Raw genomic sequence first — 22,187 nt, forward strand, 5'->3', positions numbered from 1 at the left:
CCCGCCCCCGCGCCGGTGCCAGCGCACCAGCCGTTCGCCGCCCGACAGTTGCTTGTCACGGCACGAGACGCTGCCGTCGGCCGCGCGCCTCAAGCGGACACGCCACCGCGTGCCTTACGAAGAGACAGCGCTGCGCAGATCGGCGACGTCGAACTGCTCGGTCTCGTCGTGCGCCGTGAGGTCGATGACCTCGCTCACGCCGTCACCGTCCTCGGGAGCGGCGTCGGCCGCTTCTTCGGCGGCGGGCTGCGGAGAGGTGCCGTCGGCCGCCGTGCGGGCGGTGCCCTGGGCCGGCACCTGGTCGCCCTTCTTGGACGAGGGGGCCGCTGCCGTCGGCTTCTTGGCCGCCGCCGTCGGCTGGGGGGTCGCCTTCGGCAGGCCGGACGGCACCGGGGCCGTCCGCGCGCCGCGGGCCGACTGTTCGGCGACCGCTTCGTCGCCGACCACGTCCGCGAGGTCCTCCTCCAGCGGGGCGGGAGGCTCCGCTGCCACCGGGCGGCGGGGCCCGGCGACACCGGGGCCCGTGGGAGGCACCGGCGCACCACCGGACAGGGCGCGCCGCGCGTCGCCGCCCTCGGCCGCCTTCGGCCCCGCGTTCCCCGTCCCGAAGAAGTCGAAGCCGCCCGTGACGCGGGACGCGGGGAACCGCCCGGGGTTGCGCGGTGCGATGGCATCGGGAGCGACCGGGATCCTCCTCGGCCCCGGAACCGCGCCCGCCCCGGGGACCGCGCCCGATCCCGGAACCGCGCCCGGCTCCGGCCGGTCCGCCGCGTCCGAAGCGGAGCCGCCGGCCGTCGCGGGACGCCGCTTGCCGCCGCGGACGCCCGCCGTGTTCTTGGCACCCGGCCGATCGGCCGCCGCCCCACTCGCCGCGGCGGCCGGGGCCTTCGCCCCGCCCTGCGACGTTCCGCCTTCGCGCGCGGCCACGGCGGCTTCTCCCGCCGCCTCGGGAAGCTCCTCCGCCGAGCCCGCGGCCCCGGTACCGGAAGCCCCGGCCCGCACCTCACCGCTGCCCGCGGCCCCGGCCTCGACCGTGCCGACCTCGGCCGTCTCCGTCTTGGGGGCCTTCACCTTGGGGGCCTCCGGCGCGGAGGTACCGGCCTTGGACGTACCGGCCTCGGCCGCACCGCCCTCCCCCCGCTCCTGCCGGGCGGCGTTGCGGGCCAGGCGCCGCAACGCGTCGGCGGCCCGGGCGTACGCCGCGGGCGTGGGCGCGTCGGATGCCGTCGGCCGCTCGGCCTCCGCAACGTCCGCACCGTCCTCGGCCGGGGCCGCGGCCTCCAGGGCGAGCAGGCGGCGGCCCTCCAGGGCACTGGCGCGCTCGGTCTCGGCGGTGGCGTAGCGGCGGAGCAGTTCGGCGTGCTCGCTGCGCAGGCGCGCCAGCTCGGCCCGCTTGGCGCGTAGCTTGGTGTCCAGAGCGGCGCGGATCTCGCGGGACTCCTCCACGTCCGATTCCAGATCCGCTATACGCTCCTCGGTCTTCCACTCCTCGCGGCTGCGTGCCTTCGTCAGCTCGGCCACGCGCTTGCCGGCCGACCGGTCCCAGGCGCGCAGCAGGACGGCACCGCCGGTCGCGGCGGCTGCCGCGCCGCCGGCGAGGACCCGCTGCACCAGGTCGTCGCCGACGAACCAGGCACCGGCGGCGCAGGCAAGGGACGCACCGGCGATCGAGACGGGAGGAAGAAGCCGGTGCAGGGGTGGTGATTGGCGGTGGCGTCCTCGTGGCATGGCCTGAAACTTACCGTGCGTTCGAGGCACATGGGGCCTCGCACGCCGATCCGTTTCGAGGCGGTTACTTCTTCGTCAGTCCCTTGGACTCCAAATAGGCGGTCGCCACATCCACCGGCTTCTTCCGCTCCGCGTCGACCTCGCGGTTCACGTTGATCAGATCATCGGTGGTGAGCACACTCGTGAGCTTGCCGAGCGCCGTCGCTATCTCCTTGTCGCCGGCGCTCTTGGCATTCACCACGGGCAGCACATTGTCGGCGTTCTGGAGCTTCTTGTCGTCGGCCAGCAGCACCAGTCCGAAGTTGTCGAGCGTGGCGTCGGTGGTCGTGGTGAGCACCAGTTGGTCGGTGCCGTCCTTGACGGCCTGCTTGGCCTGCGTGGTGCCCACGCCCTTGGGATCGATGGCCGTGACGTCGATCCCGTAGGTCTTCTCCAGGCCCGGCTTGCAGAAGACCCGGGTCTCGCACTCCTCGCCGGCCGCGAGCCTGACCTTCTGCCGGGACCGGCCGAGGTCGGAGAGCGTTTTGAGCTTGTACCGCTCGGCGAATTCCTTCGTCACCGCGAAGGCGTTCTGGTCCGTGGCCGCGCCCGCCGGCAACACCTTCAGCCCGCGCGGTTCGGCCAGCTTCTTCAATGCCGCGACCGTCGTGTCGGCGTCACTGGAAGCGACCGGCTTCGGGTTGGGACCGTTCTTCTTCGCGTTCAGGAATTCGGCGAGAGTGGAGGCGTATTCCGGGACCACGTCGATCTGGCCCTTCTCCAGCGCCGGTTCGTACAGCTCGCGATTGGCCAGCGTCTGTACGGACGTCTTGTATCCCGCATCCGAAAGGATCTTGGAATACATCTCGGCCAGCACCTTGGACTCGGTGAACCCCGCCGAGCCTATGACGATCTCGCCTTTGCCTCCCGAGGCACCGCTCTTGTCACCGCCCTTGCTTTCCAGGCTTTCGCCGCCGCAGGCCGTCAGGCCGGTCGCCAGCGCGAGCACCGTGCCGGCCACGACCGCGGTGCGCGCCGTACGCGTTTTCTTGATCATCGGATGCTTGATCATCGGATTCACCGTCCAGGGAAGAGGGAGGGAGAGGGATCGTTCAGCCTTATGACGTACGTGGTGGTGCGGCGCTGGTGGAGACGGCACGGGGAAGGCGGCCGGGCGGCAGCCGCGTGCGGCGGCCGGCACCGGGACGGACGAACCGGGCCGGACGCACCCGAGGAGGTCCCGGAACCGGTCGCGGCCGGGAGCCGCCCCGGCCACCAGCGCGGGCGCCTCTCCCCCGCACGCCGCCTCGGCCACCCGTGCTACTTCCCCCGTCGGGCGGCCCGGACACGGCAGCCGCCCCGGTCAGGCGAGCTTCCCCACCGCGGCCACGTCGGCGCCCGCCTCGGCGGGGCGCCCAGGGCCCGGCCGGGAGTCGTCGCCGCGGCGGCGCGCCCGGTTCCGGCGGTGGCCGCGCATCGGGTCGCACAACCGGTCCACCACCACCAGCAGGCCCTCCACGACCAGCGCCAGCACCGCCACCAGCACCGCGCCGGCCACCACTTGCGCGGTGTCGTAGTTGCCGAACCCGGCGGTGATGATCCGGCCCAGGCCCCCGCCGCCGGCCAGTGCGGCGAGTGTGGTCGTGGCCACCACCTGGACCGTCGCCGAGCGCAGGCCCGTCATGATCAGGGGGTAGGCGAGCGGCAGTTCCACGCGCAGGAGGAGCTGACGGCCCGACATGCCCATGCCGCGGGCGGCCTCCACCACATCGCGGTCGGCCTCGCGCATCCCGACGTAGGCGTTGGTGAGCAGGGGCGGCACCGCGAACAGCACCAGAGCGATGATCGTCGGCCAGTCGCCCGCCGTCCCCAGCGGACTGATCGTCAGCAGGACCAGGACGGCGAAGGTGGGCACCGCCCGCCCGACGTTGGAGATGTTGACCGCCAGCGCCCCGCCCTTGCCGATGTGGCCCAGGTACAGGGCGAGGGGCAGCGCTATCAGGCAGGAGATCAGCAGACACAGGCCGCTGAGGTAGAGGTGCTCGGTGAGCCGGTGTCCGACCCCTTTCTCACCCGCCCAGTTGGCCGATGTCGTGAGCCACTGCCACGCACCCGTGATCGCGTCCATCGCGTCAGGCCACCGCCTTCCTCGCCCGCTGCCCGCGCCGTGCACGGGACTTCGCCCGCGCCTGCGCGCGTACCCAGGGGGTCAGCAGCCGCTGCAAGCCCGTCAGCAGCAGGTCCGCGACCACCGCCAGCAGCACACACAGCACCGACGCCGTGAGCACCTCCGCCTTGAAGAACGACTCCAGGCCGCTGGATATGAGGTTCCCCAGGCCGCCGTACCCGACGACGGTGCCGATCGTCGTCATGGCGACCGTCGAGACCGTGGCGATGCGCAGCCCGGCCATCACCGCGGGCAGGGCGAGCGGCAGCTCCACCCCGAACAGGAGCTTGGCGGGGCCGTACCCCATGCCGCGCGCCGCCTCGCGGACGTCCTCGGGGACGGCTTCCAGCCCGGCGAGGATGTTCCGCACCAGGATGGTCAGCGAATACAGCACCAGGCCCGTGACCACCACCGACGCCGACACCCCGAACACCGGCGTGAGCAGGGCGAACATCGCCAGCGACGGCACGGTGTAGAGGATCGTCGTCAGCCCCAGGACCGGCCCCGCGGCGCTCCGCCGGCGCCGGGCGATCAGCGCCAGCGGAAAGGCGACCAGCAGGCCGATGACCACCGAGGCGGCCGTGATCCCCACGTGCTGGACGGTGGCGTCCAGCAGCTCATGGCCGCGTGTACGGACGTACTCGCCGCAGATCCAGTCGTTCGCCTGGAGACAGCTCTGCGCCGCCATCCGCGGTCACCTCCCCCGACCTGTCGCTCACCAATTCGGTGACTGTCTGCGACCCTATCTCCCAGCACTGACAATCGACCCGACCCGCCGTTCACCGACACCCGCTCCTCCGGAAAGGGAGCCTTCCCCCAGCAGGACCGCGACGGGACCCACCGGCGGACCCGTGACAGGACCGGTACAGGAACGATGCCGAACCCGGTGCCGGCCCCGTTCGGCCCCGCCGCCCGCCCGTCCCGGGACCTCGTCCACGGAACATCCCGACGGACCGACGGACCGACGGACCGTCCGGCCCCGGACCGCCAGGATCCGGAGCACCCGGACCACCCGGCCCACGAGCCGCCCGGGACTCCGGACGGCCCCCGGGCCGGAGCCCCGCCGCGCGTCCCGCACCGGAAGTCCTCCCGCACCCGGAAGCCCTCCCGCGGCCGGCGCCCCGCGCCGTGAGCCCCGTCCGACGGAAGCACGCCCCGTCCGACGAAGCTCCCGCACGAAGGAAGAGGGCGGGTGACGCGCGGATGACGCCCGGGTGCCCGTCCCGTATGGGGGAGCCATGATCCGTTTCGAGCACGTCACCAAGAGCTACGCGGACGGCACCGTCGCCGTCGACGACCTCTCCTTCGAGGTGGCGGCGGGCGAACTCGTCACGCTCGTCGGGCCGTCGGGCTGCGGCAAGACGACCACCATGAAGATGGTCAACCGGCTCATCGAACCGACCAGCGGCCACATATATCTCGACGGTACGGACATATCCACGATCGATCCGGTCGAACTGCGCCGCCGGATCGGTTACGTCATCCAGCAGGTCGGTCTCTTCCCGCACAAGACCGTGCTGGACAACACCGCCACCGTCCCGCACCTCCTCGGCTGGCCCCGCAAGAAGGCCCGCGACCGGGCCGCCGAGCTGCTGGAACTGGTCGGGCTGGACCCGTCCCAGTACGGCGACCGGTACCCCGACCAGCTCTCCGGCGGCCAGCGGCAGCGCGTCGGCGTGGCCCGCGCGCTCGCCGCCGACCCGCCGGTCCTCCTCATGGACGAGCCGTTCGGCGCGGTGGACCCGGTCGTCCGCGAACACCTCCAGACGGAGTTCCTGCGGCTCCAGTCCGCGCTGCACAAGACCGTCCTGTTCGTCACCCACGACATCGAGGAGGCCGTCCGCCTCGGCGACCGCATCGCCGTGTACGGGGAGGGGCGCGTCGAGCAGTTCGACACTCCGGCGACGGTGCTGGGCGCGCCGGCCACCCCGTACGTCGCCGAGTTCGTCGGCACGGACCGCGGGCTCAAGCGGCTGTCGGTCACCCCGATCGAGCGCGGCGACCTCGAACTTCCGCCGGTCGTCCACCTCGACGACACCGTGGGCCGGGCCACCGCCCGGATGGCCGCCGACGACTCCCCCTGGGCCGTCGTCCTGGACGCCGAGGACCAGCTCCACGGCTGGGTCTCGGCGGCGACGCTGTCGGGCCTGGACCGGACGGGGACTCAGGGCACCGTCCGCGAGCACGCCCGCCGCATGGACGCGTGGCTGCCCCTGGGCGCGCCCCTGAAGCAGGCGTTCAGCACGATGCTCCAGTACGACGCCGGGTGGATCGCCGTGCTGGACGGCGACCGCTTCCTCGGCGTCCTCACCCCCACGCGCCTGCACGAGGCGCTGCGCCGCTCCACGGCCGCCGACGCCGGGCGCATCACGCGCGCGGAGGTGGAGCTGGAGACGATCCGCAACGCCTGAGGGCCACGGGGGACGGACGGCGCCACGCGGGCCCGCGACCAGCGGGCCCGACGGGCCGGGCCCGTCCACGCGAACGGCACGACACGGGCCCGCCGACCGGGCGCCTGTAGACGGACAGGGCGACGCCGACACGCCGCCCGGGAAGCCCCCCGCCCCGGCTACGCCCTCGCCCCTGCCTCGTCGTCGTCCTCGGGAAGCTTGCAGACGCGTTCCAGGAAGAGGGCCGCCGCGACCACGGCCGCCCCGGCGACCACCGACAGCCCCGCGTAGATCGCCTGGTCCCGGCGGGCGTTCACGTCCAGGCCCGCCGTCAGCAGGAAGACGCCGACCCCGCCGTAGAGGCCGGACACCAGCGCCGCCACCAGGGCGCTGGCCTGGCCGAAGACCACGGCGCGGGCGGCGACCAGCGGGTCGACGCCCTTGGCGCCCGCCCGGCGCTCGCGCTGCGCGCGCAGCCGGGACCGCAGCGAGAGCGCGGTGGCCGCGAGCACCGCGGCGATCAGCGCGAGGACGATGGGCGCGGCCACCGGCACGCCGGGCAGCGTGCCGAAGGCGTCCCACAACCGGGCGCCCGCCCACGCCAGTACGCCGGCCACCACGAACAGCCCGACCAGCACCTTGATGCGTAGCTGCTTCACCGAGCGCTCGCCTCGCCCCTCATCTCGCCCACTCACTCCCACGGCCCGCGCCGTGCGCACCGGGGCGTACCGCCCCTGACGGTCGTATCACCGACCGGCGCCGGCGGCACCCGCAGTGCCCAACGACTACTCCGGCAGCCGCAGTTCCAGGTCCACGCGCGGGACCACGCCGGCCCGGTCGACGCCGGCCAGCAGCCCGGCGACCGCGCCGCGTCCCGGAACCTCGGCCTCCGGGTCCACGTCGTGCCAGGGCACCAGCACGAACGCGCGCTCGTGCGCCCGCGGGTGGGGCAGCGTCAGCGTCGGATCCTCGGAGACGACGTCCTGGTAGGCGACGATGTCCACGTCGAGCGTGCGCGGGCCCCACCGCTCGTCGCGCACCCGCTCGAAGGCCTCCTCGATGGCGTGCCCGCGCTCCAGCAGGGAGTCCGGCGGCAGCGTCGTCTTGATCAGCACCACCGCGTTGTAGTACGTGGGCTGGGTGCCGGGCTCGACGCCCCACGGCTCGGTCTCGTACACCGGGGAGACGGCCTTCACCCGCAGGCCGGGGGTGTCCTCCAGCGCGTCGACGGCGCCTTGGAGGGTCTCCAGGCGGTTGCCGAGGTTGCTGCCGAGCGAGATCACCGCCTGTTTGGGGTTGGAGAGCGTCACATCCGCGGCGTCGACCCGCGCCACCACGGAGGCGGGCACCGGCTGCACGGTCGGGTCACTGCTGGTCATACTCGGCTCCGGGTGATGGTGATGGTCACGTCGTCAAAGGGGACGGTGATCGGGGCGTCCGGCTTGTGGACCACCACCTCGACCTCCTGCACCCCCTCGTGCTTGAGACACTGATGGGCGATCCGCTCCGCGAGCGTCTCGATGAGGTCCACCGGCTCGCCCTCGACGACGGCGACGACCTCCTCCGCCACGACGCCGTAGTGGACGGTCTTCGCGAGATCGTCCGTCGCCGCCGCCGGGCGGGTGTCCAGACCCAGCACCAGGTCCACGATGAAGGTCTGGCCCTCCTCGCGTTCCCGGGGGAAGACCCCGTGGTGCCCACGGGCCTTCAGCCCACGCAGCGCGACACGATCCACGCGAATCACACTCCCACTGATCCCATTGGCACCTCTGGTACCACTGATCCTCGGCATTCCGGGCAAGCACCGGATATCGTCCGGCACACCGTCCCATCATCGAATCTACCTGCGAGCACTGACAGCACTCGCTCACGGGGGCTATGGACAGGGCGTCGTACGGCTGCTAGAAGCGCACGGGGCGGCGTCCGCGCGGCTTCTTCCCCGCGCTCGCTTCCCCCACCCCTACCCGGTGACCACTTGGCTCGAACGGGTGGGTTTGGCGCAACGTGAAGCCGTTCACCCGGGCCCGCGCCGCCCCGGCACCCGGCTCCGGCGCACCACGTCCGGACAGCGCGCCGACCACCGCCCCGGCGCTCGGCACCCCTGCCCCGGCGCTCGGCACCCACGCCCCGGCGCCCGGCCGCGGCACCCCGCCACCCCGGCCCACCGCGCGCCGACACCGGCCCGCGGCGCGCCCCTCACCCGGCGACCGGCCCGCCCGCTCCTGTCCCGCCGTCCTCGTCACCGTCCGGCCCGCCGTCCAAGCCGTCCAAGCCGTCCAAGCCATCCACGCCGTCCACGCCGTCCTCGTCCCGCTCGGCCAGCACCGGGGAGCCGTGGTGTGACCACACCCGCCAGCCCTCCTCCGTGCGCCGGAAGACGTTGGTGGCGACGACCATCTGGCCGATCAGCGGCCCCACCGAGCCGTCCTCCTCGGCCGGGCCGCCGCTGAGGATGTTCTCGGTGCAGGTCACCAGCGCCGTGTCCCCCATGACGTCGATCTCCACGTCCGTCAGGAAGAACTGGATGTACTCGGTGTTCGCCATGATCAGGGCGTACGAGCGCAGGACCTCCCCGCGCCCGCGCAGCACCGGCCACCCCGGATGCACCACGCTCACCTGGCCGTCCAGCCACAGGGCGGACATCGCCTCGTGATCGCCGCGCTCCATGGCCTCGTACAAGGCGGTGTTCGCCTGCTCGACCAGTTCGACGTCGGTACGTGGACTCACACCGCTCCCTCTACGGCGCGGGCCACCCGCACCGCGTCCGCACTCGCCCGGACCTCATGGACCCGCACCGCCCAGGCACCGTCCCGGGCCGCCAGCGCCGACACCGCCGCCGTGGCGGCGTCCCGCTCGCGGGCCGGCGGCGGGGTGTTCCCCTCGCCGCCCGCCAGCACCCTTCCCAGGAACCGTTTCCGCGAAGCGGCCACCAGCAGCGGACGGCCCAGCGCCCGCAGCCGGTCCAGCCGCGCCAGCAGGGCCAGGTCGTGCTCGGCGGCCTTGGCGAACCCCAGCCCCGGGTCGATCACGATCCGCTCGGCGTCGATGCCCCCGGCCACCGCGTGGTCCATGCTCCGGGCCAGTTCGTCGACGACCTCCGCGACCACGTCCTGGTAGACGGCGCGGTTGTTCATGTCGATGGACTGGCCGCGCCAGTGCATCACCACGAACGGGACGCCGGCCGCGGCCACCACCGGCACCATCGCCGGGTCGGCGGCGCCCGCGCTCACGTCGTTGACCAGCCGCGCGCCGGCCGCCACCGCCCGCTCGGCGACCGAGGCCCGCATGGTGTCGACGGAGACCACGACCCCGGCCGCGGCCAGCTCGCGCACGACGGGGATCACCCGGCGCAGTTCCTCGTCCTCGTCCACCCGCGCGGCCCCCGGGCGGGTCGACTCGCCTCCCACGTCCACCAGGTCCGCGCCCTGCGCGACCAGGTCGAGGCCGTGCTTGACGGCGAGCTCGGTGTCGAACCACCGCCCGCCGTCCGAGAAGGAATCGGGCGTCACGTTGACCACGCCCATCACCGCGCAGCGGTCCCAGTCCGGAAGTCCGGCCACCCGGCCGCGCAACGTACTCATACGCCCAGACTAGGCGCCCCCAGGAGGGACGCCGCGCGCGGCGCCGGGTCCGGTCCCGGGGATCACGGGTGCGTGGGACGCGCGCGGGCCGGGGGCCTGCGGACGAGTCCCCCGGCCCGGTCGGTATGGACGAGTTCCCCGGTCCGCACGGACGAGTAGGTCCCCGGCCCGTCGTACGCACGGCACCCCGGCCCATCCCGCCGAGCCGCCCTTACGCCACCCGCTCCACCGTCTCCCGCCCCACGGGCGCCGCCTCCGGCGTGTGCGCGCACGGCTGCGGCTCGGCGGGACGGCGGCGGCGCAGCAGGCGCGGCAGCCGCAGTTCCAGGTAGCCCTCGGCCTGGAGCGCCGCCAGGCCGATGCGCGGGATGTCGCGGGTGTTGCGGAAGACCACGTAGCGCGGCTCCCAGCGCGGCTGGAACTTGTCGTTGAACTTGTACAGCGACTCGATCTGGTACCAGCGCGACAGGAACAGCAGCAGGCCGCGCCAGACGCGGGTGATCGGCCCGGCGCCCAGCTTCTCGCCGCGGGCCAGGGAGGAGCGGAAGACCGCGAAGTTCAGCGAGACCCGCTCGATCCGCAGGTCCGGGGCGGCCTGGAGGGTGGCGACGATCAGCAGCTCGTTCATGCCGGGGTCGGCGGAGCGGTCGCGGCGCATCAGTTCCAGGGAGATGCCGTCGGTGCCCCAGGGGACGAAGTGCTGCATGGCCTTGAGGTCGCCGAACGGGCCCGCCTCCTGGCCCTCGGCGGGCTCCTGGTGGGCGGTGGCGATGACCGCGTCCCCGTCGGTGACGGCGTCGATGCGGCCCAGGGCCATGGAGAAGCCGCGCTCGGTCTCGGTGTCCCGCCAGGCGTTCGCGGCCTTCTGGACGCGCGCCAGCTCCTCCGGGTCCAGGTCGCGCACCCGGCGGACCTTGGTGTGGTAGCCGTTGCGCTCGATGCGCTTGACCATCTGCCGGACGTTGCGCATGGCGCGTCCGCCGAGCGTGAAGCCGGGGACGTCCACCACGGCCTCGTCGCCGAGCTCCAGCGCGTCCATGCCGGTCTCGCGGGTCCACACCTGGCCGCCCGTCTCGCTGCACCCGGTGACGGCCGGCGTCCAGGAGTGCGCCCGCGCCTCCTCCATGAAGCGCTCGATGGCGCCCGGCCACGCCTCCACGTCGCCGATCGGGTCGCCGCTGGCGAGCATGACGCCGGATATCACCCGGTAGCAGACGGCGGCCTTGCCGGACGGGGAGAACACCACGCCCTTGTCGCGGCGGAGCGCGAAGTACCCGAGGGAGTCCCGGCCGCCGTGCTTGGCGAGCAGTTCGCGCAGGCGCGCCTCGTCGTCCCCGGTGAGCCGGGAGGCCGGGCGCTCGGGCCGGAAGGCCAGGTAGGCGGTGGTGCAGACGGTCAGCAGGCCGAGGGCGCCGAGCGAGTAGCCGACGGTGTAGTCGACGTTGTGGGTATAGCGCAGGGGACCTTCGAAGCCGAAGAGGCCCCACAGGACGTGCTTGGTCCGCGCCCAGAACGCCGGGTCTCCGACGATCTTGTGCGGGTGCGAGTTGACGATCACCAGGCCCAGGCCGAAGCTGACGCCGCCCAGCACGACGAAGTTCGCCAGCGCCTTCCAGCGGCTGCGCGGGTCGGGCAGCGCGGAGAACTGCTTCCGGTGCCACACCAGGAAGACCAGCAGCGCCAAGGAGAACGCCGCGCCGACCACGGAATGCCGGTACACCAGGTGCGCGGCCATGCCCACGGGCAGCAGGGCCACGGCCGCGACCCAGGCGCGGCGCTTACGCCGTTTGAGGCCGTGGGCGAGCAGCAGGAGCAGGATGCCGACGACAATGGAGGCGGCGGCTGCCAGCGGGCTCACCGCCCCGGGCAGCACCTCCGCCAGGGCGTGCATCCGGCTGTGCCGGAAACGAGGGAAGACGCCCGCCGCGAGGTTCAGCAGGCCCACGAGCACGCCCGCGGTGCCGACCAGCGGCGGGACGGATTCCGGGCGCGGACCGCGCAGCCACCGTGGCCGACCCCACGCAACCTTTGCGGACTTTTCGCCATCTAGCCTGTCAGACATTACCTTCCCGTCGCCCCAGTCGAGAGAACGTGCGACCAACGTCGCGGCATCTGGACATTTAGCGCCCTGTATGACGGCGTAACAGGGCCCCGGGTTCCAGTCGCGGCACGGATGGACCGGCCGCCCGGAAGAAAGCACGTCATGGGTCTCACCAGCAATAAGGTGCTGCTCCTGGCCGTCATCGTGGCCGTGGCACTGTTCGGCTTGACGATCTGGCTCTGGCCACGGCTCTCCCGCCAGGGCTGGCGCCCCATCCTCGGCCGGATCGGCCTGCTGCTGGCCACCCAGCTCTCCCTGTTCGCCTCCGTCGGCCTGCTCGCCAACAACGCCTTCGGTTTCTACGCCTCCTGGGCCGACCTGTTCGGCCAGGAACAGGAGCCGGGCGTGGTGACGAACTACGAGACGGGTCCGGACGGCACCAAACTGAAGATGCTGGGCACCCAGCACGTCAGCGTCCCCGGCGGCTCCAGACCGCACGTCGGCGGCCGGATCGACAAGGTGCTGGTCAGCGGCGAACGATCCAAGATCGCGAGCCCGGCCTACGTGTACCTGCCGCCCCAGTACTTCCAGCCCGCCTACGCGGGGAAGAAGTTCCCGGCCGCGGTGGTGCTGACCGGCTACCCGGGCACCGCCGAGGCCCTCTACAAGAAGCTGCACTTCCCCCAGACCCAGCACGACCTGCTGCGGGACGGCAAGATGAAGCCGACCATACTGGTGATGATGCGGCCGACCGTCGCGCCCCCGCGCGACACCGAGTGCATGGACATCCCCGGCGGCCCGCAGACCGAGACGTTCTTCACGCAGGACCTGCGCAAGGACCTCGCCGGCCACTACCGGATCGGGGAGCGCCCCGAGAACTGGGGCATCGTCGGCGACTCCACCGGCGGCTACTGCGCCCTGAAGCTCACCATGCGGCAGCCCCACGCCTTCTCCACCGCCGTGGCCCTCTCCGGCTACTACAAAGCGCCGATCGACCCCACCACCGGCGACCTCTTCGGCGGCAGCGCGCAGCGCGAGCGCGAGAACAACCTCATGTGGCGGCAGAAGCACCTGCCCGCGCCCCGCGTGAACCTGCTCGTCACCAGCAGCAAGCAGGGCGAGTCGAACTACAACGACACGCTGCGGTTCATTCGCCACACGAAGTCGCCCACGCGTATCTCGTCGATCATCCTCGACAGTGGTGGGCACAACTTCAACACGTGGCGGCGGGAGATACCGGCGGCGCTGGCGTGGCTCAGCGAGCATCTGAAGGCGTGAGTGCTGGGGCCGACGGCGGGTGATCTTGGGACCCGGTGAACGCCGGAGGCGTTGTCCTCAAACGCCGGACGGGCTTGAATGTGCCGGGTTGCGGCCCACCACCGGCGCGCGTCGATGCTTTCGGGGCCGAGCCCGCCATTTCCAGCCCGTCCGGCGTTTGAGGACACAGTGACGGGAGCGGCGACAAGCCGCGGTCTCGCGGCCGAGGACGCAGGCAAACGACCCGCACATCTCGGTCCGAACCCGCCATCCCCAGCCCGTCCGGCGCTTGAGGACACCCCGGCGAGCGCGAGTACGGGCTCGGGGGCGGACGGCGGGTGATCTCGGGGCCCGGCGAACGCCGGAGGCGTTGTCCTCAAACGCCGGACGGGCTGGGTTTTGCGGGCCCGGCCCGATGGCAGACAGCTATCGGGCCAGGCCCTCCACACACGGGCACAGCCCCGGAAAACGACCCCTACCGCGCCAGAATCAGGCTCATCGCCTCGGCCCGCGTCGCCACGTCGCGGAGCTGGCCGCGAACGGCGGAGGTCGTGGTCTTGGCGCCGGGCTTGCGGATGCCGCGCATGGACATGCACATGTGCTCGCACTCGATCACCACGATCACGCCGCGCGGCTCCAGGATCTCCATCAGGGAGTCCGCTATCTGCGTGGTCAGACGTTCCTGCACCTGCGGGCGGCGGGCGTAGACGTCCACCAGCCGGGCCAGCTTGGACAGGCCGGTGATCTTGCCGTCCGCCGACGGGATGTACCCGACGTGCGCCACGCCGTGGAAGGGCACAAGATGGTGCTCACAGGTGCTGAACACCTCGATGTCCCGCACCAGCACCATTTCGTCGTGGCCCAGGTCGAACGTGGTGGTCAGGACGTCCTCGGGGCGCTGGCGCAGCCCCGCGAATATCTCCTTGTACGCGCGGGCGACCCGCGCCGGGGTCTCCAGCAGGCCCTCGCGGTCCGGGTCCTCGCCCACGGCGAGAAGCAGCTCGCGCACGGCGTCCGCGGCACGCTTCTCGTCGAACTCGCCGATCGTGCTGTCGCCGGTCAGCGTCACCGGGTCGGTCATCTCGTGCCTCGTTCCTGTCGCGCCGCACCCACGCGGAAATCGAAAAACCGCGCCCCCCAGGCTAAAACCTGGGGGGCGCGGTATTCATTCCGGGTCCATCGGGGCCCGTCCGTCACAGGAGCCCTCGCAAGCGAGGCCCTGCCGCGGGGATCAGCTCTCCGGGCGGGTGTCCTCCGGGGCGGACGACTCGGCGCGGTCCGCGGAGGCGCCGGAGACGGGGCCCGAGCCGTTGGCCGGGGTCAGCTCCTTGGGGGAGAGCACCGGCGGGCGGGTGGAGGGCGTGCGGCGCGAGGAGCCGGTCCACGCCGGGCGGGCCGGGCGCTTCACGATGTGCTTGAAGATCTCGGCGATCTCCTCCTTGTTCAGCGTCTCCTTCTCCAGGAGCGCCAGCACGAGGTTGTCCAGCACGTCGCGGTTCTCGACGAGGATCTCCCACGCCTCGTTGTGCGCGGTCTCGATGAGCTTCTTGACCTCTTCGTCGACCAGGGCCGCGACCTCTTCGGAGTAGTCGCGCTGGTGGCCCATCTCACGGCCGAGGAACGGCTCGGAGTTGTCCGAACCGAACTTGATCGCGCCCAGCCGCTCGGTCATGCCGTACTGCGTGACCATGGCGCGCGCGGTGGCGGTGGCCTTCTCGATGTCGTTCGCGGCGCCCGTGGTCGGGTCGTGGAAGACCAGTTCCTCGGCCGCCCGGCCGCCCAGCATGTAGGCGAGCTGGTCGAGCATCTCGTTGCGCGTGGTGGAGTACTTGTCCTCGTCGGGGAGGACCATGGTGTAGCCCAGGGCCCGGCCTCGGGACAGGATCGTGATCTTGTGGACCGGGTCGGAGTTCGGGGAGGCCGCCGCGACCAGGGCGTGTCCGCCCTCGTGGTACGCGGTGATCTTCTTCTCCTTGTCCGACATGATCCGGGTCCGCTTCTGCGGACCGGCGACCACGCGGTCGATCGCCTCGTCCAGGAACTTGTTGTCGATCAGCTTCTTGTCGCTGCGGGCCGTGAGCAGCGCGGCCTCGTTCAGGACGTTGGAGAGGTCGGCACCGGTGAACCCGGGGGTCCGCTTGGCGACGGCCGTCAGGTCGACGTCCGGGGCGACCGGCTTGCCCTTCTGGTGGACCTTGAGGATCTCCAGGCGGCCCTGCATGTCCGGGCGGTCCACGGCGATCTGCCGGTCGAAGCGGCCGGGGCGCAGCAGCGCCGGGTCCAGGATGTCCGGGCGGTTGGTGGCGGCGATCAGGATGACGCCGCCCTTGACGTCGAAGCCGTCCATCTCGACCAGGAGCTGGTTCAGCGTCTGCTCGCGCTCGTCGTGGCCGCCGCCCAGGCCCGCGCCGCGGTGCCGGCCGACCGCGTCGATCTCGTCGACGAAGACGATGGCCGGAGCGTTCGCCTTGGCCTGCTCGAAGAGGTCGCGGACACGGGAGGCGCCGACACCGACGAACATCTCGACGAAGTCCGAGCCGGAGATGGAGTAGAACGGCACGCCCGCCTCGCCCGCGACGGCGCGCGCGAGCAGCGTCTTGCCCGTTCCGGGCGGGCCGTACAGCAGCACGCCCTTGGGGATCTTGGCGCCGACGGCCTGGAACTTCGCGGGCTCCTGGAGGAACTCCTTGATCTCCTGGAGCTCCTCGACCGCCTCGTCCGACCCGGCGACGTCCGCGAACGTCGTCTTCGGGGTGTCCTTGGTGATCAGCTTCGCCTTCGACTTCCCGAAGTTCATCACCCGGGAGCCGCCGCCCTGCATCTGGTTCATCAGGAACAGGAAGACGACGACGATGAGCACGAAGGGCAGCAGCGAGAGCAGCACCCCGACGAAGGGGTTCTGCTTCGAGGGCGAGACGGTGTAGCCGTCCTTGATCTGGCCGGTCTGGTACTTGGACTGGAGGTCCTTGGCCAGCGCGGTGCCCTGGTCGCCGATGTAGCTCGCCTGGATCTTGTTGGAGCCATCGATCTTGTTGTCGCCCGAGAGCTCAACCTTGATCTTGTTCTCGTCCCCGGTCGTCAGCTCGGCGGACTTCACCTTGTTGTCACTGATCGCCTTGACGACCTGACCGGTGTCCACCGTTTTGTAGCCGCCGGACGAGCCGACGACCTGCATCAACACGACCACGGCGAGGACGGCCAGCACGATCCACATGACCGGCCCACGGAAGTATCGCTTCACGTCCATCCATACGGAGCCTTTGGGCCCCGTCCCTCCTGCCACAGTGAGGCACAACAGCCCTGCGGAGGGCTGGTCGTGCGTACGGTGTATTACTGGCCCGAAAAAAGACTGACCTTCGGACGGTACCCCAGCATTGTCGCCCGACGCCGCCGCCCACGGTTAACAATCCCGCCTTCCCCTGCTCCAACGGCGGGAAACCGCAAGAGGTTCCCGCCGCGGAGCGGTGCCGGGCCCAGCCCCGGCCGCCCGAAGGCCGCCGGTCGGCGCCCTACCAGGCGCCTGACAGGGGCGCCGGGAGGCGCCCCGTACGCGCCTCAGCCGCCGTAGACGTGCGGCGCCAGCGTGCCGACGAAGGGCAGGTTGCGGTACTTCTCCGCGAAGTCCAGGCCGTACCCGACGACGAACTCGTTGGGGATGTCGAAGCCGATCCACTTCACGTCGATGGCCACCTTGGCCGCCTCCGGCTTGCGCAGCAGCGTGCAGACCTCCAGCGAGGCCGGCTCGCGCGAGCCGAGGTTGGACAGCAGCCAGGACAGCGTCAGACCGGAGTCGATGATGTCCTCGACGATCAGGACGTGCTTGCCCTTGATGTCCGTGTCCAGGTCCTTGAGGATGCGGACCACACCGGAGGACTGGGTGCCCGCGCCGTACGAGGACACGGCCATCCAGTCCATCGTGACGGGGTTGGACAGCGCGCGCGCGAGGTCCGCCATCACCATCACCGCGCCCTTGAGGACACCGACGATGAGCAGGTCCTTGCCCGCGTACTCCGCGTCGATCTTCGCGGCCAGCTCCGCCAGCTTCGCGTCGATCTCTTCTTTGGTGATGAGCACCGACTGAAGGTCGGCGCCCATGTCCTTGTCGTCCACCCGTGCCACTCTCGCTCGGTTCGGTGTCATGAGACTCACGAGGCAGGGCGATCGGGTACGGACTCAGCCCTGCCGAATCACCAGTTTGCCACCCTGCCGTCGCACACCCACGCGCCCGGGGAGGTTGATGGCCCGCTGCCCGCGCCACGCGGTGATCAGCCGGTCCACCTCCTCGATGTGCCGGGCGAACAGCGAACCGGCCGGTGCGCCGGCCCGGATGACGGCCCGGCGCAGCACCCGGCGGCGCACCGCACGGGGCAGCGCGTACAGGGCCGTGACGTCCAGGGCGCCGCGGTCGTCGAAGACCGTGGGCTCCGCGGCGTCCGCCCAGGCGTCCAGGGCGTCGGCGTCGTCGCGGGAGAGCTGGGCGGTGCGGGCCAGCGCGGCCACCACGCCCTTGCCGAGCGCCTTCTCCAGCGCGGGCAGGCCCTCGTGGCGCAGCCGGGACCGGGTGTAGACGGGGTCGGCGTTGTGCGGGTCGTCCCACACGGGCAGCGACTGGATCAGGCACGCCTTGCGGGCGGTCTGGCGGTCCAGTTCCAGGAAGGGGCGGCGGTATCGGCCCTCGCGGCCGGCGACCGCGGCCATGCCGGAGAGCGAACGGGTGCCGGAGCCGCGGGCCAGCCCCAGCAGCACCGTTTCAGCCTGGTCGTCACGGGTGTGGCCGAGGAGGATCGCGGCGGCGCCGAGGCGGTCGGCGGCGGCGTCCAGCGCGGCGTACCGCGCCTCGCGGGCGGCGGCCTCCGGCCCGCCCTCCTTGCCGACCTCGACCCGCACCGCCTCCACGGGATCCAGCCGCAGCGCGCGCAACCGCAGCGCGACCTCGGCGGCCCTGAGGTCGGAGCCGTCCTGGAGGCCGTGGTCCACCGTGATGCCCCCGGCCCGCACCCCGAGCTTGGGGGCCTCGAAGGCCAGGGCGGAGGCGAGCGCCATGGAGTCCGCGCCGCCGGAACAGGCGACGAGGACCAGCGGCGGCCCCTCGGGGCCGGGCGCCGGAGCGCCCGCGCGGGCGGCGGCGCCGGCCGAGGGGGGCGCGCCGGGCGGGGACGGAGGGGTGTCCGGGCCCGGCGCGCCACCGGCCGCGGCCAGGTGCGCGAGCGGGGCGGGGTGGTGGTTCAGGACGTCGTGCAGGACGCGGCGGACCGCCAGACGTATCGCGGCGACCGCGGGATGGGGACCCATGTCCGTTTCCAATCGTTCAACTGGGGAGTGCCTCGGGCCGGAGACGGCAATTCCGTCACGGAGAGTGCCTAAATGGTGACAGAGACGAGCGGTTCCCTGAGCATCGCACGCCTATCCCTCGGTCACGGTCCCTCAGAAGAGTGATTGAGGGTGCTTTTTCCGGTCGAACGGGGTGCCCGGCCTGCGACGCCGCCTTACGGTGCCCCGTCGGCCTTGCGGTGCACCCGCGCGACCCAGTCCGCCGGTTTGGCGATCTCCTGCTTCGTCGGCAGCGTGTTCGGCGATGTCCACACGCGGTTGAAACCGTCCATGCCGACCTCGTCCACCACGGCCCGCACGAACCGCTCGCCGTCCCGGTACTGCCGCAGCTTCGCGTCCAGGCCCAGCAGCTTGCGCAGCGCCTGGTCCAGGCGGCCCGCGCCGGTCGCCCGGCGCTTTTGGAACTTCTCGCGGATCTCCGCGACCGACGGCACGACCTGCGGGCCCACCCCGTCCATGACGTAGTCCGCGTGGCCCTCCAGCAGGGACATCACGGCGGTCAGCCGGCCGAGGATCTCCCGCTGCGCCGGGGTCTGCACGAGGTCGACGATGCTGCGCCCGCCGCCGTCCTGCTCCGCGTCCGCGTCCGACCGGCCGCCGGTCAGCGACTGGACGGCCTCGCGCAGCCGCTCCAGCAGCGTGCCCGGGTCGATCTCGGTCTCGCCCAGGAAGGACTGGATCTCGCCCTCGATGTGGTCGCGCAGCCACGGGACGGCCGTGAACTGCGTGCGGTGCGTCTCCTCGTGCAGGCACACCCACAGCCGGAAGTCGTGCGGGTCGACCTCAAGCTCCCGCTCGACGTGCACGATGTTGGGCGCGACGAGCAGCAGCCGCCCGCCCTTCGCCCCGGCGGGCAGGTCGCGGGAGGCGGGCGCGAAGGTCTCGTACTGGCCGAGCACCCGGGACGCCAGGAAGGACAGCAGCATCCCCAGCTCCACGCCGGTCACCTTGCCGCCGACCGCGCCCAGCACCGCCCCGCCGGGGACGGAGGAGCGACGTTCCTCCATCTTCTCCAGCAGCGGTTTGAGCACCGCCCGGAAGCCCGCGACGTTCGCCCTGATCCAGCCCGGCCGGTCCACCACCAGGACGGGCGTGTCCGGCGGCGCGGACTCCCGCCCGTCCGGCGCCTCCACGGGCTGCGCCATCCGCGTGAACGCGCGGACGTGCTCCTCCGACGACTTGGCGTGCCGACGCAGCTCGGCGACGATCGCCCGTGCCTCTTCCCGGCTCACCTCTGGTCCCGGTTTCACGAACCGGGTCGCGGTCGACACCGCGAGGTTCCAGTCGACCATCTCCGCACCACCGATGCTCGTCATGGCTTCACGGTACGTGGCCCGTCGGCGGTGGGGTAGCCGATGCGGCGTTCCCCGGGGACGGCGCGGAAAGCCGGGACGAGGGGGACGAAAGGACGGGGACGGGCCCGGCGAACGCCGGGGGCGTTGTCCTCAAACGCCGGACGGGCTTGTTTTGCCGGGGTCCGCCCTCTCCTCGCCGGACGGGCCTGATGCGCGGCGGATCCGCCCTCTCCTTGCCGGACGGGCCTGATTCGTGGCGGGTCCACCCCCTCCTCGCTGGACAGGCCTGATGCGCGGCGGGTCCGCCCTCTCTTTGCCGGACGGGCCTGATGCGCGGCGGGTCCGCCCTCTCCTTGCCTCAAGGGCTCGATGCGGGACAGGCCCGCCAATTCCAGCCCGTCCGGTGCTTGAGGACACCTCGCAGAGCCCGGGTACGGGCTCACGGGCGGGCGGCGGGAGAACTTTCGGGCCCGGCGAACGCCGGAGGCGTTGTCCTCAAGCGCCGGACGGGCTTGATTTGCCGGGCCACCATCCCCACGGGCGGGCGGCGGGAGAATTCGCGGACCCGGTAAACGCCGGAAGCGTTGTCCTCAAACGCCGGACGGGCTGGATGGTGGCGGGCGCGCCCCCTACCCACGGCACCCGCAGCGCGAAACCGCCTTGGTCATCCGGTCCAGCGCCGCCTCGGCGCCCTGCGCATCGGTCGTCCCGTTTGTCAGGAAGGCGAAGGCCAGCAGGCGTCCGTCCGCGTCGACGACGGTGCCTGCGACGGTGTTCACGCCGGTCAGGGTGCCGGTCTTGGCGCGTACGGACCCGGCGCCCGGTTCCGTCCCCGCGTACCGTCCGCGCAGCGTGCCGGTGAACCCGGCGACCGGCAGGCCGCTGATCACCGACCGCAACTCGGGGTGGCGCGGAGAGGCGGCGAGGGCGAGGAGGCGGGTGAGGAGTTCGGCCGAGGCCCGGTCGTCGCGGTCGAGTCCGCTGCCGTCCTCGAAGACGGCGCCTTCCAGCGGCAGCCCCAGGGAGGCGAGGGTCTGCCGGACGGCTTCCTGGCCGCCCTTGAAGTCCGCCGGGATGCCGGCGGCGATCGCGGTCTGCCGGACGAGCGCCTCGCCGAGGTCGTTGTCGCTGTGCGTCAGCATCCGCTCGACCAGGGAGGAGAGCGGCAGCGACCGGACGGTGCCGAGCCGTTCGGCGTCCTTGGGGGCCTTGGCGGGGCGCGGATCGCCGTCCACCCGTACGCCCCGGTCGCGCAGCAGGTCGGCGAAGGCGCGGGTGGCGGTGACCTCGGGGTCGGTGTCGCGCGGGGCGGGGCCGCGGTCGCTGCCGTCCAGCCGTCCCTCGTCGGTCATGAGGGCGGTGACGGGGGTGATGTTCTCGTTGGGGCTGATGGGGTGGAGGCGGGGGCCCGTGTACGCGGACGTGTCGTAGGAGAGCGTGACGCGGTCGGTGCCGCGCCGCTTGAGGGAGCGAGCGGTCTGGTCCGCGAGCGCCTGGAGGCTGGCGGGGCGTTCCCCGGCCTCGTTGACGGCGGTGTCCATGGGGTCGGCGGGTTTCCCGGGCGCGCGGGCGGTCAACGTAGGGTCTCCGCCGCCGACCAGGACGACGCCGGGCGTGCCGTCCTTCTCCGGACCCGTCACCGCGGTCGTCTCGATCCGGTGGTCGGCGCCCAGCCGGGAGAGCGCGGCGACCGCCGTGGCGATCTTTATGGTCGAGGCCGGGACGGCCGCGGTGCCGCGCGCCGCGCCGAAGACCTCCCGGCCGGTGGCCACGTCCACCACGGACGCGGTCCGCACGTCGCCCAGCGCCCGGTCCCGCAGCAGCGGCTCCAGGACGGCCGACAGCCCCGGCCCGGTGGGCGCCGTCCGCTGCCCGTCCCCGGCGTGCTCGGGCGCGCCGAGGGCGGCCAGGACGGGGGGTGCGGCGGGCGGGCCCTGATCCCGGGCCGGTCCCCCGTCACCCGGGCGCCCTTCGGTCGCGGCGGTCATCCGTTCGGCCGCCCGCTGCCCGCCCTCCCAGGGGCCGGCCGTCACCACCGCGCCGGCCGCGACCGCCAGCCCCACCGCGGCGGACCCGGCCGTCAGCCGCCAGGTCTGCCGCCGCTCCGCCGGGGCGTCCCGCCAGGCGGTCCGGGCGCCGCCCGCGGCGGTCCGGGCCGCGCCGGCCGCGTTCCGGGTGGCTCCGACGGCCTTCCGCGTGGCTCCGGCCGCGTTCCGGGTGGCCTGGCCAACGGAATGACCGGCCCCGCGCGCCGCGTCCCCCGCCGACCGGGCCGCCGCCCGTGCCGCACGTTGCGCCGACTGCCATCTGACCTGCCACGACCTGGTCTCCGGCACCTAGGACCAGCCCCTTTCGCCACCACACACCTGCGTGGGGGACACTTAATCACCAGACGTATGTGTTGATCATGAAGGAGCC

The 22,187-nt window shown here is 72.4% G+C and carries 18 protein-coding genes; 2 read left to right on the forward strand and 16 right to left on the reverse strand.

The annotated features are described in order from the left end of the window. Positions 1 to 114 precede the first annotated feature (114 nt). From ABZX96_RS28045 to ABZX96_RS28060, 4 genes are all read right to left on the reverse strand, one after another. On the reverse strand, positions 115 to 1,728 hold the full coding sequence (locus ABZX96_RS28045; protein WP_355549744.1) for a hypothetical protein: 1,614 nt from the start codon (positions 1,726 to 1,728) through the stop codon (positions 115 to 117). 64 nt (positions 1,729 to 1,792) lie between these two features. Next, positions 1,793 to 2,764, reverse strand: coding sequence for an ABC transporter substrate-binding protein (locus tag ABZX96_RS28050; RefSeq protein ID WP_355549821.1), 972 nt, complete (start codon positions 2,762 to 2,764; stop codon positions 1,793 to 1,795). A gap of 306 nt (positions 2,765 to 3,070) precedes the next feature. Next, positions 3,071 to 3,835 (reverse strand): ABC transporter permease, encoded by a 765-nt coding sequence (locus tag ABZX96_RS28055; RefSeq protein WP_355549746.1) that lies wholly within the window; start codon positions 3,833 to 3,835, stop codon positions 3,071 to 3,073. A gap of 4 nt (positions 3,836 to 3,839) precedes the next feature. Further along, a complete protein-coding gene (locus tag ABZX96_RS28060; RefSeq protein ID WP_355549748.1) occupies positions 3,840 to 4,562 on the reverse strand; it encodes an ABC transporter permease in 723 nt (240 codons plus the stop codon). Between the two features lie 550 nt (positions 4,563 to 5,112). On the opposite strand from ABZX96_RS28060, the gene ABZX96_RS28065 reads away from it, so the two are divergent. After that, positions 5,113 to 6,285: a betaine/proline/choline family ABC transporter ATP-binding protein gene (locus ABZX96_RS28065; RefSeq protein WP_355549749.1), complete on the forward strand. Its 1,173-nt coding sequence runs from the start codon at positions 5,113 to 5,115 to the stop codon at positions 6,283 to 6,285. A gap of 158 nt (positions 6,286 to 6,443) precedes the next feature. On the opposite strand, the gene ABZX96_RS28070 is transcribed toward ABZX96_RS28065, so the two are convergent. From ABZX96_RS28070 to ABZX96_RS28095, 6 genes are all read right to left on the reverse strand, one after another. Beyond that, positions 6,444 to 6,923, reverse strand: coding sequence for a DUF3180 domain-containing protein (locus ABZX96_RS28070; RefSeq protein ID WP_355549751.1), 480 nt, complete (start codon positions 6,921 to 6,923; stop codon positions 6,444 to 6,446). A 126-nt stretch (positions 6,924 to 7,049) separates the two neighbouring features. Beyond that, positions 7,050 to 7,643, reverse strand: a complete 594-nt coding sequence (folK, locus tag ABZX96_RS28075; RefSeq protein WP_355549753.1) for a 2-amino-4-hydroxy-6-hydroxymethyldihydropteridine diphosphokinase — start codon at positions 7,641 to 7,643, stop codon at positions 7,050 to 7,052. Beyond that, positions 7,640 to 7,999 carry a dihydroneopterin aldolase gene (folB, locus tag ABZX96_RS28080; RefSeq protein ID WP_355549754.1) on the reverse strand — a complete coding sequence of 120 codons (360 nt, stop codon included), beginning with the start codon at positions 7,997 to 7,999 and terminating at the stop codon, positions 7,640 to 7,642. Before folB ends, folK begins: the two co-directional genes overlap by 4 nt. Before the next feature lie 461 nt (positions 8,000 to 8,460). Beyond that, on the reverse strand, positions 8,461 to 8,991 hold the full coding sequence (locus tag ABZX96_RS28085) for a nuclear transport factor 2 family protein (RefSeq protein ID WP_355549756.1): 531 nt from the start codon (positions 8,989 to 8,991) through the stop codon (positions 8,461 to 8,463). Next, positions 8,988 to 9,845: a dihydropteroate synthase gene (gene folP / locus ABZX96_RS28090; RefSeq protein ID WP_355549758.1), complete on the reverse strand. Its 858-nt coding sequence runs from the start codon at positions 9,843 to 9,845 to the stop codon at positions 8,988 to 8,990. The genes ABZX96_RS28085 and folP overlap by 4 nt, the downstream gene beginning before the upstream one ends. 211 nt (positions 9,846 to 10,056) lie before the next feature. Then, entirely contained in the window at positions 10,057 to 11,907 is a 1,851-nt protein-coding gene (locus ABZX96_RS28095) for a phosphatidylglycerol lysyltransferase domain-containing protein (RefSeq protein ID WP_355549760.1), read from the reverse strand. Between the two features lie 141 nt (positions 11,908 to 12,048). Between ABZX96_RS28095 and ABZX96_RS28100 the strand changes: the two genes are divergently transcribed. Next, a complete protein-coding gene (locus ABZX96_RS28100) occupies positions 12,049 to 13,164 on the forward strand; it encodes an alpha/beta hydrolase-fold protein (RefSeq protein WP_355549762.1) in 1,116 nt (371 codons plus the stop codon). Between the two features lie 454 nt (positions 13,165 to 13,618). Here the strand turns inward: ABZX96_RS28100 and folE are convergent, their stop codons facing one another. From folE to dacB, 6 genes are all read right to left on the reverse strand, one after another. Beyond that, positions 13,619 to 14,224, reverse strand: a complete 606-nt coding sequence (folE, locus tag ABZX96_RS28105) for a GTP cyclohydrolase I FolE (protein WP_355549764.1) — start codon at positions 14,222 to 14,224, stop codon at positions 13,619 to 13,621. Between the two features lie 150 nt (positions 14,225 to 14,374). After that, positions 14,375 to 16,390: an ATP-dependent zinc metalloprotease FtsH gene (gene ftsH / locus ABZX96_RS28110; protein ID WP_355549766.1), complete on the reverse strand. Its 2,016-nt coding sequence runs from the start codon at positions 16,388 to 16,390 to the stop codon at positions 14,375 to 14,377. Positions 16,391 to 16,698: 308 nt separating this feature from the next. After that, positions 16,699 to 17,238: a hypoxanthine phosphoribosyltransferase gene (hpt, locus tag ABZX96_RS28115; RefSeq protein WP_355549823.1), complete on the reverse strand. Its 540-nt coding sequence runs from the start codon at positions 17,236 to 17,238 to the stop codon at positions 16,699 to 16,701. Between the two features lie 78 nt (positions 17,239 to 17,316). Further along, complete coding sequence (gene tilS, locus ABZX96_RS28120) at positions 17,317 to 18,435, reverse strand: tRNA lysidine(34) synthetase TilS (protein ID WP_355549768.1); 1,119 nt, start codon at positions 18,433 to 18,435, stop codon at positions 17,317 to 17,319. Positions 18,436 to 18,629: 194 nt separating this feature from the next. After that, entirely contained in the window at positions 18,630 to 19,790 is a 1,161-nt protein-coding gene (locus tag ABZX96_RS28125; RefSeq protein ID WP_355549769.1) for a zinc-dependent metalloprotease, read from the reverse strand. Between the two features lie 608 nt (positions 19,791 to 20,398). Beyond that, a complete protein-coding gene (gene dacB / locus ABZX96_RS28130; protein WP_355549771.1) occupies positions 20,399 to 22,105 on the reverse strand; it encodes a D-alanyl-D-alanine carboxypeptidase/D-alanyl-D-alanine-endopeptidase in 1,707 nt (568 codons plus the stop codon). Between the last annotated feature and the right edge of the window lie 82 nt (positions 22,106 to 22,187).

The organism is Streptomyces sp. NPDC003077 (assembly GCF_040611095.1).
Classification (GTDB): Bacteria; Actinomycetota; Actinomycetes; order Streptomycetales; family Streptomycetaceae; genus Streptomyces.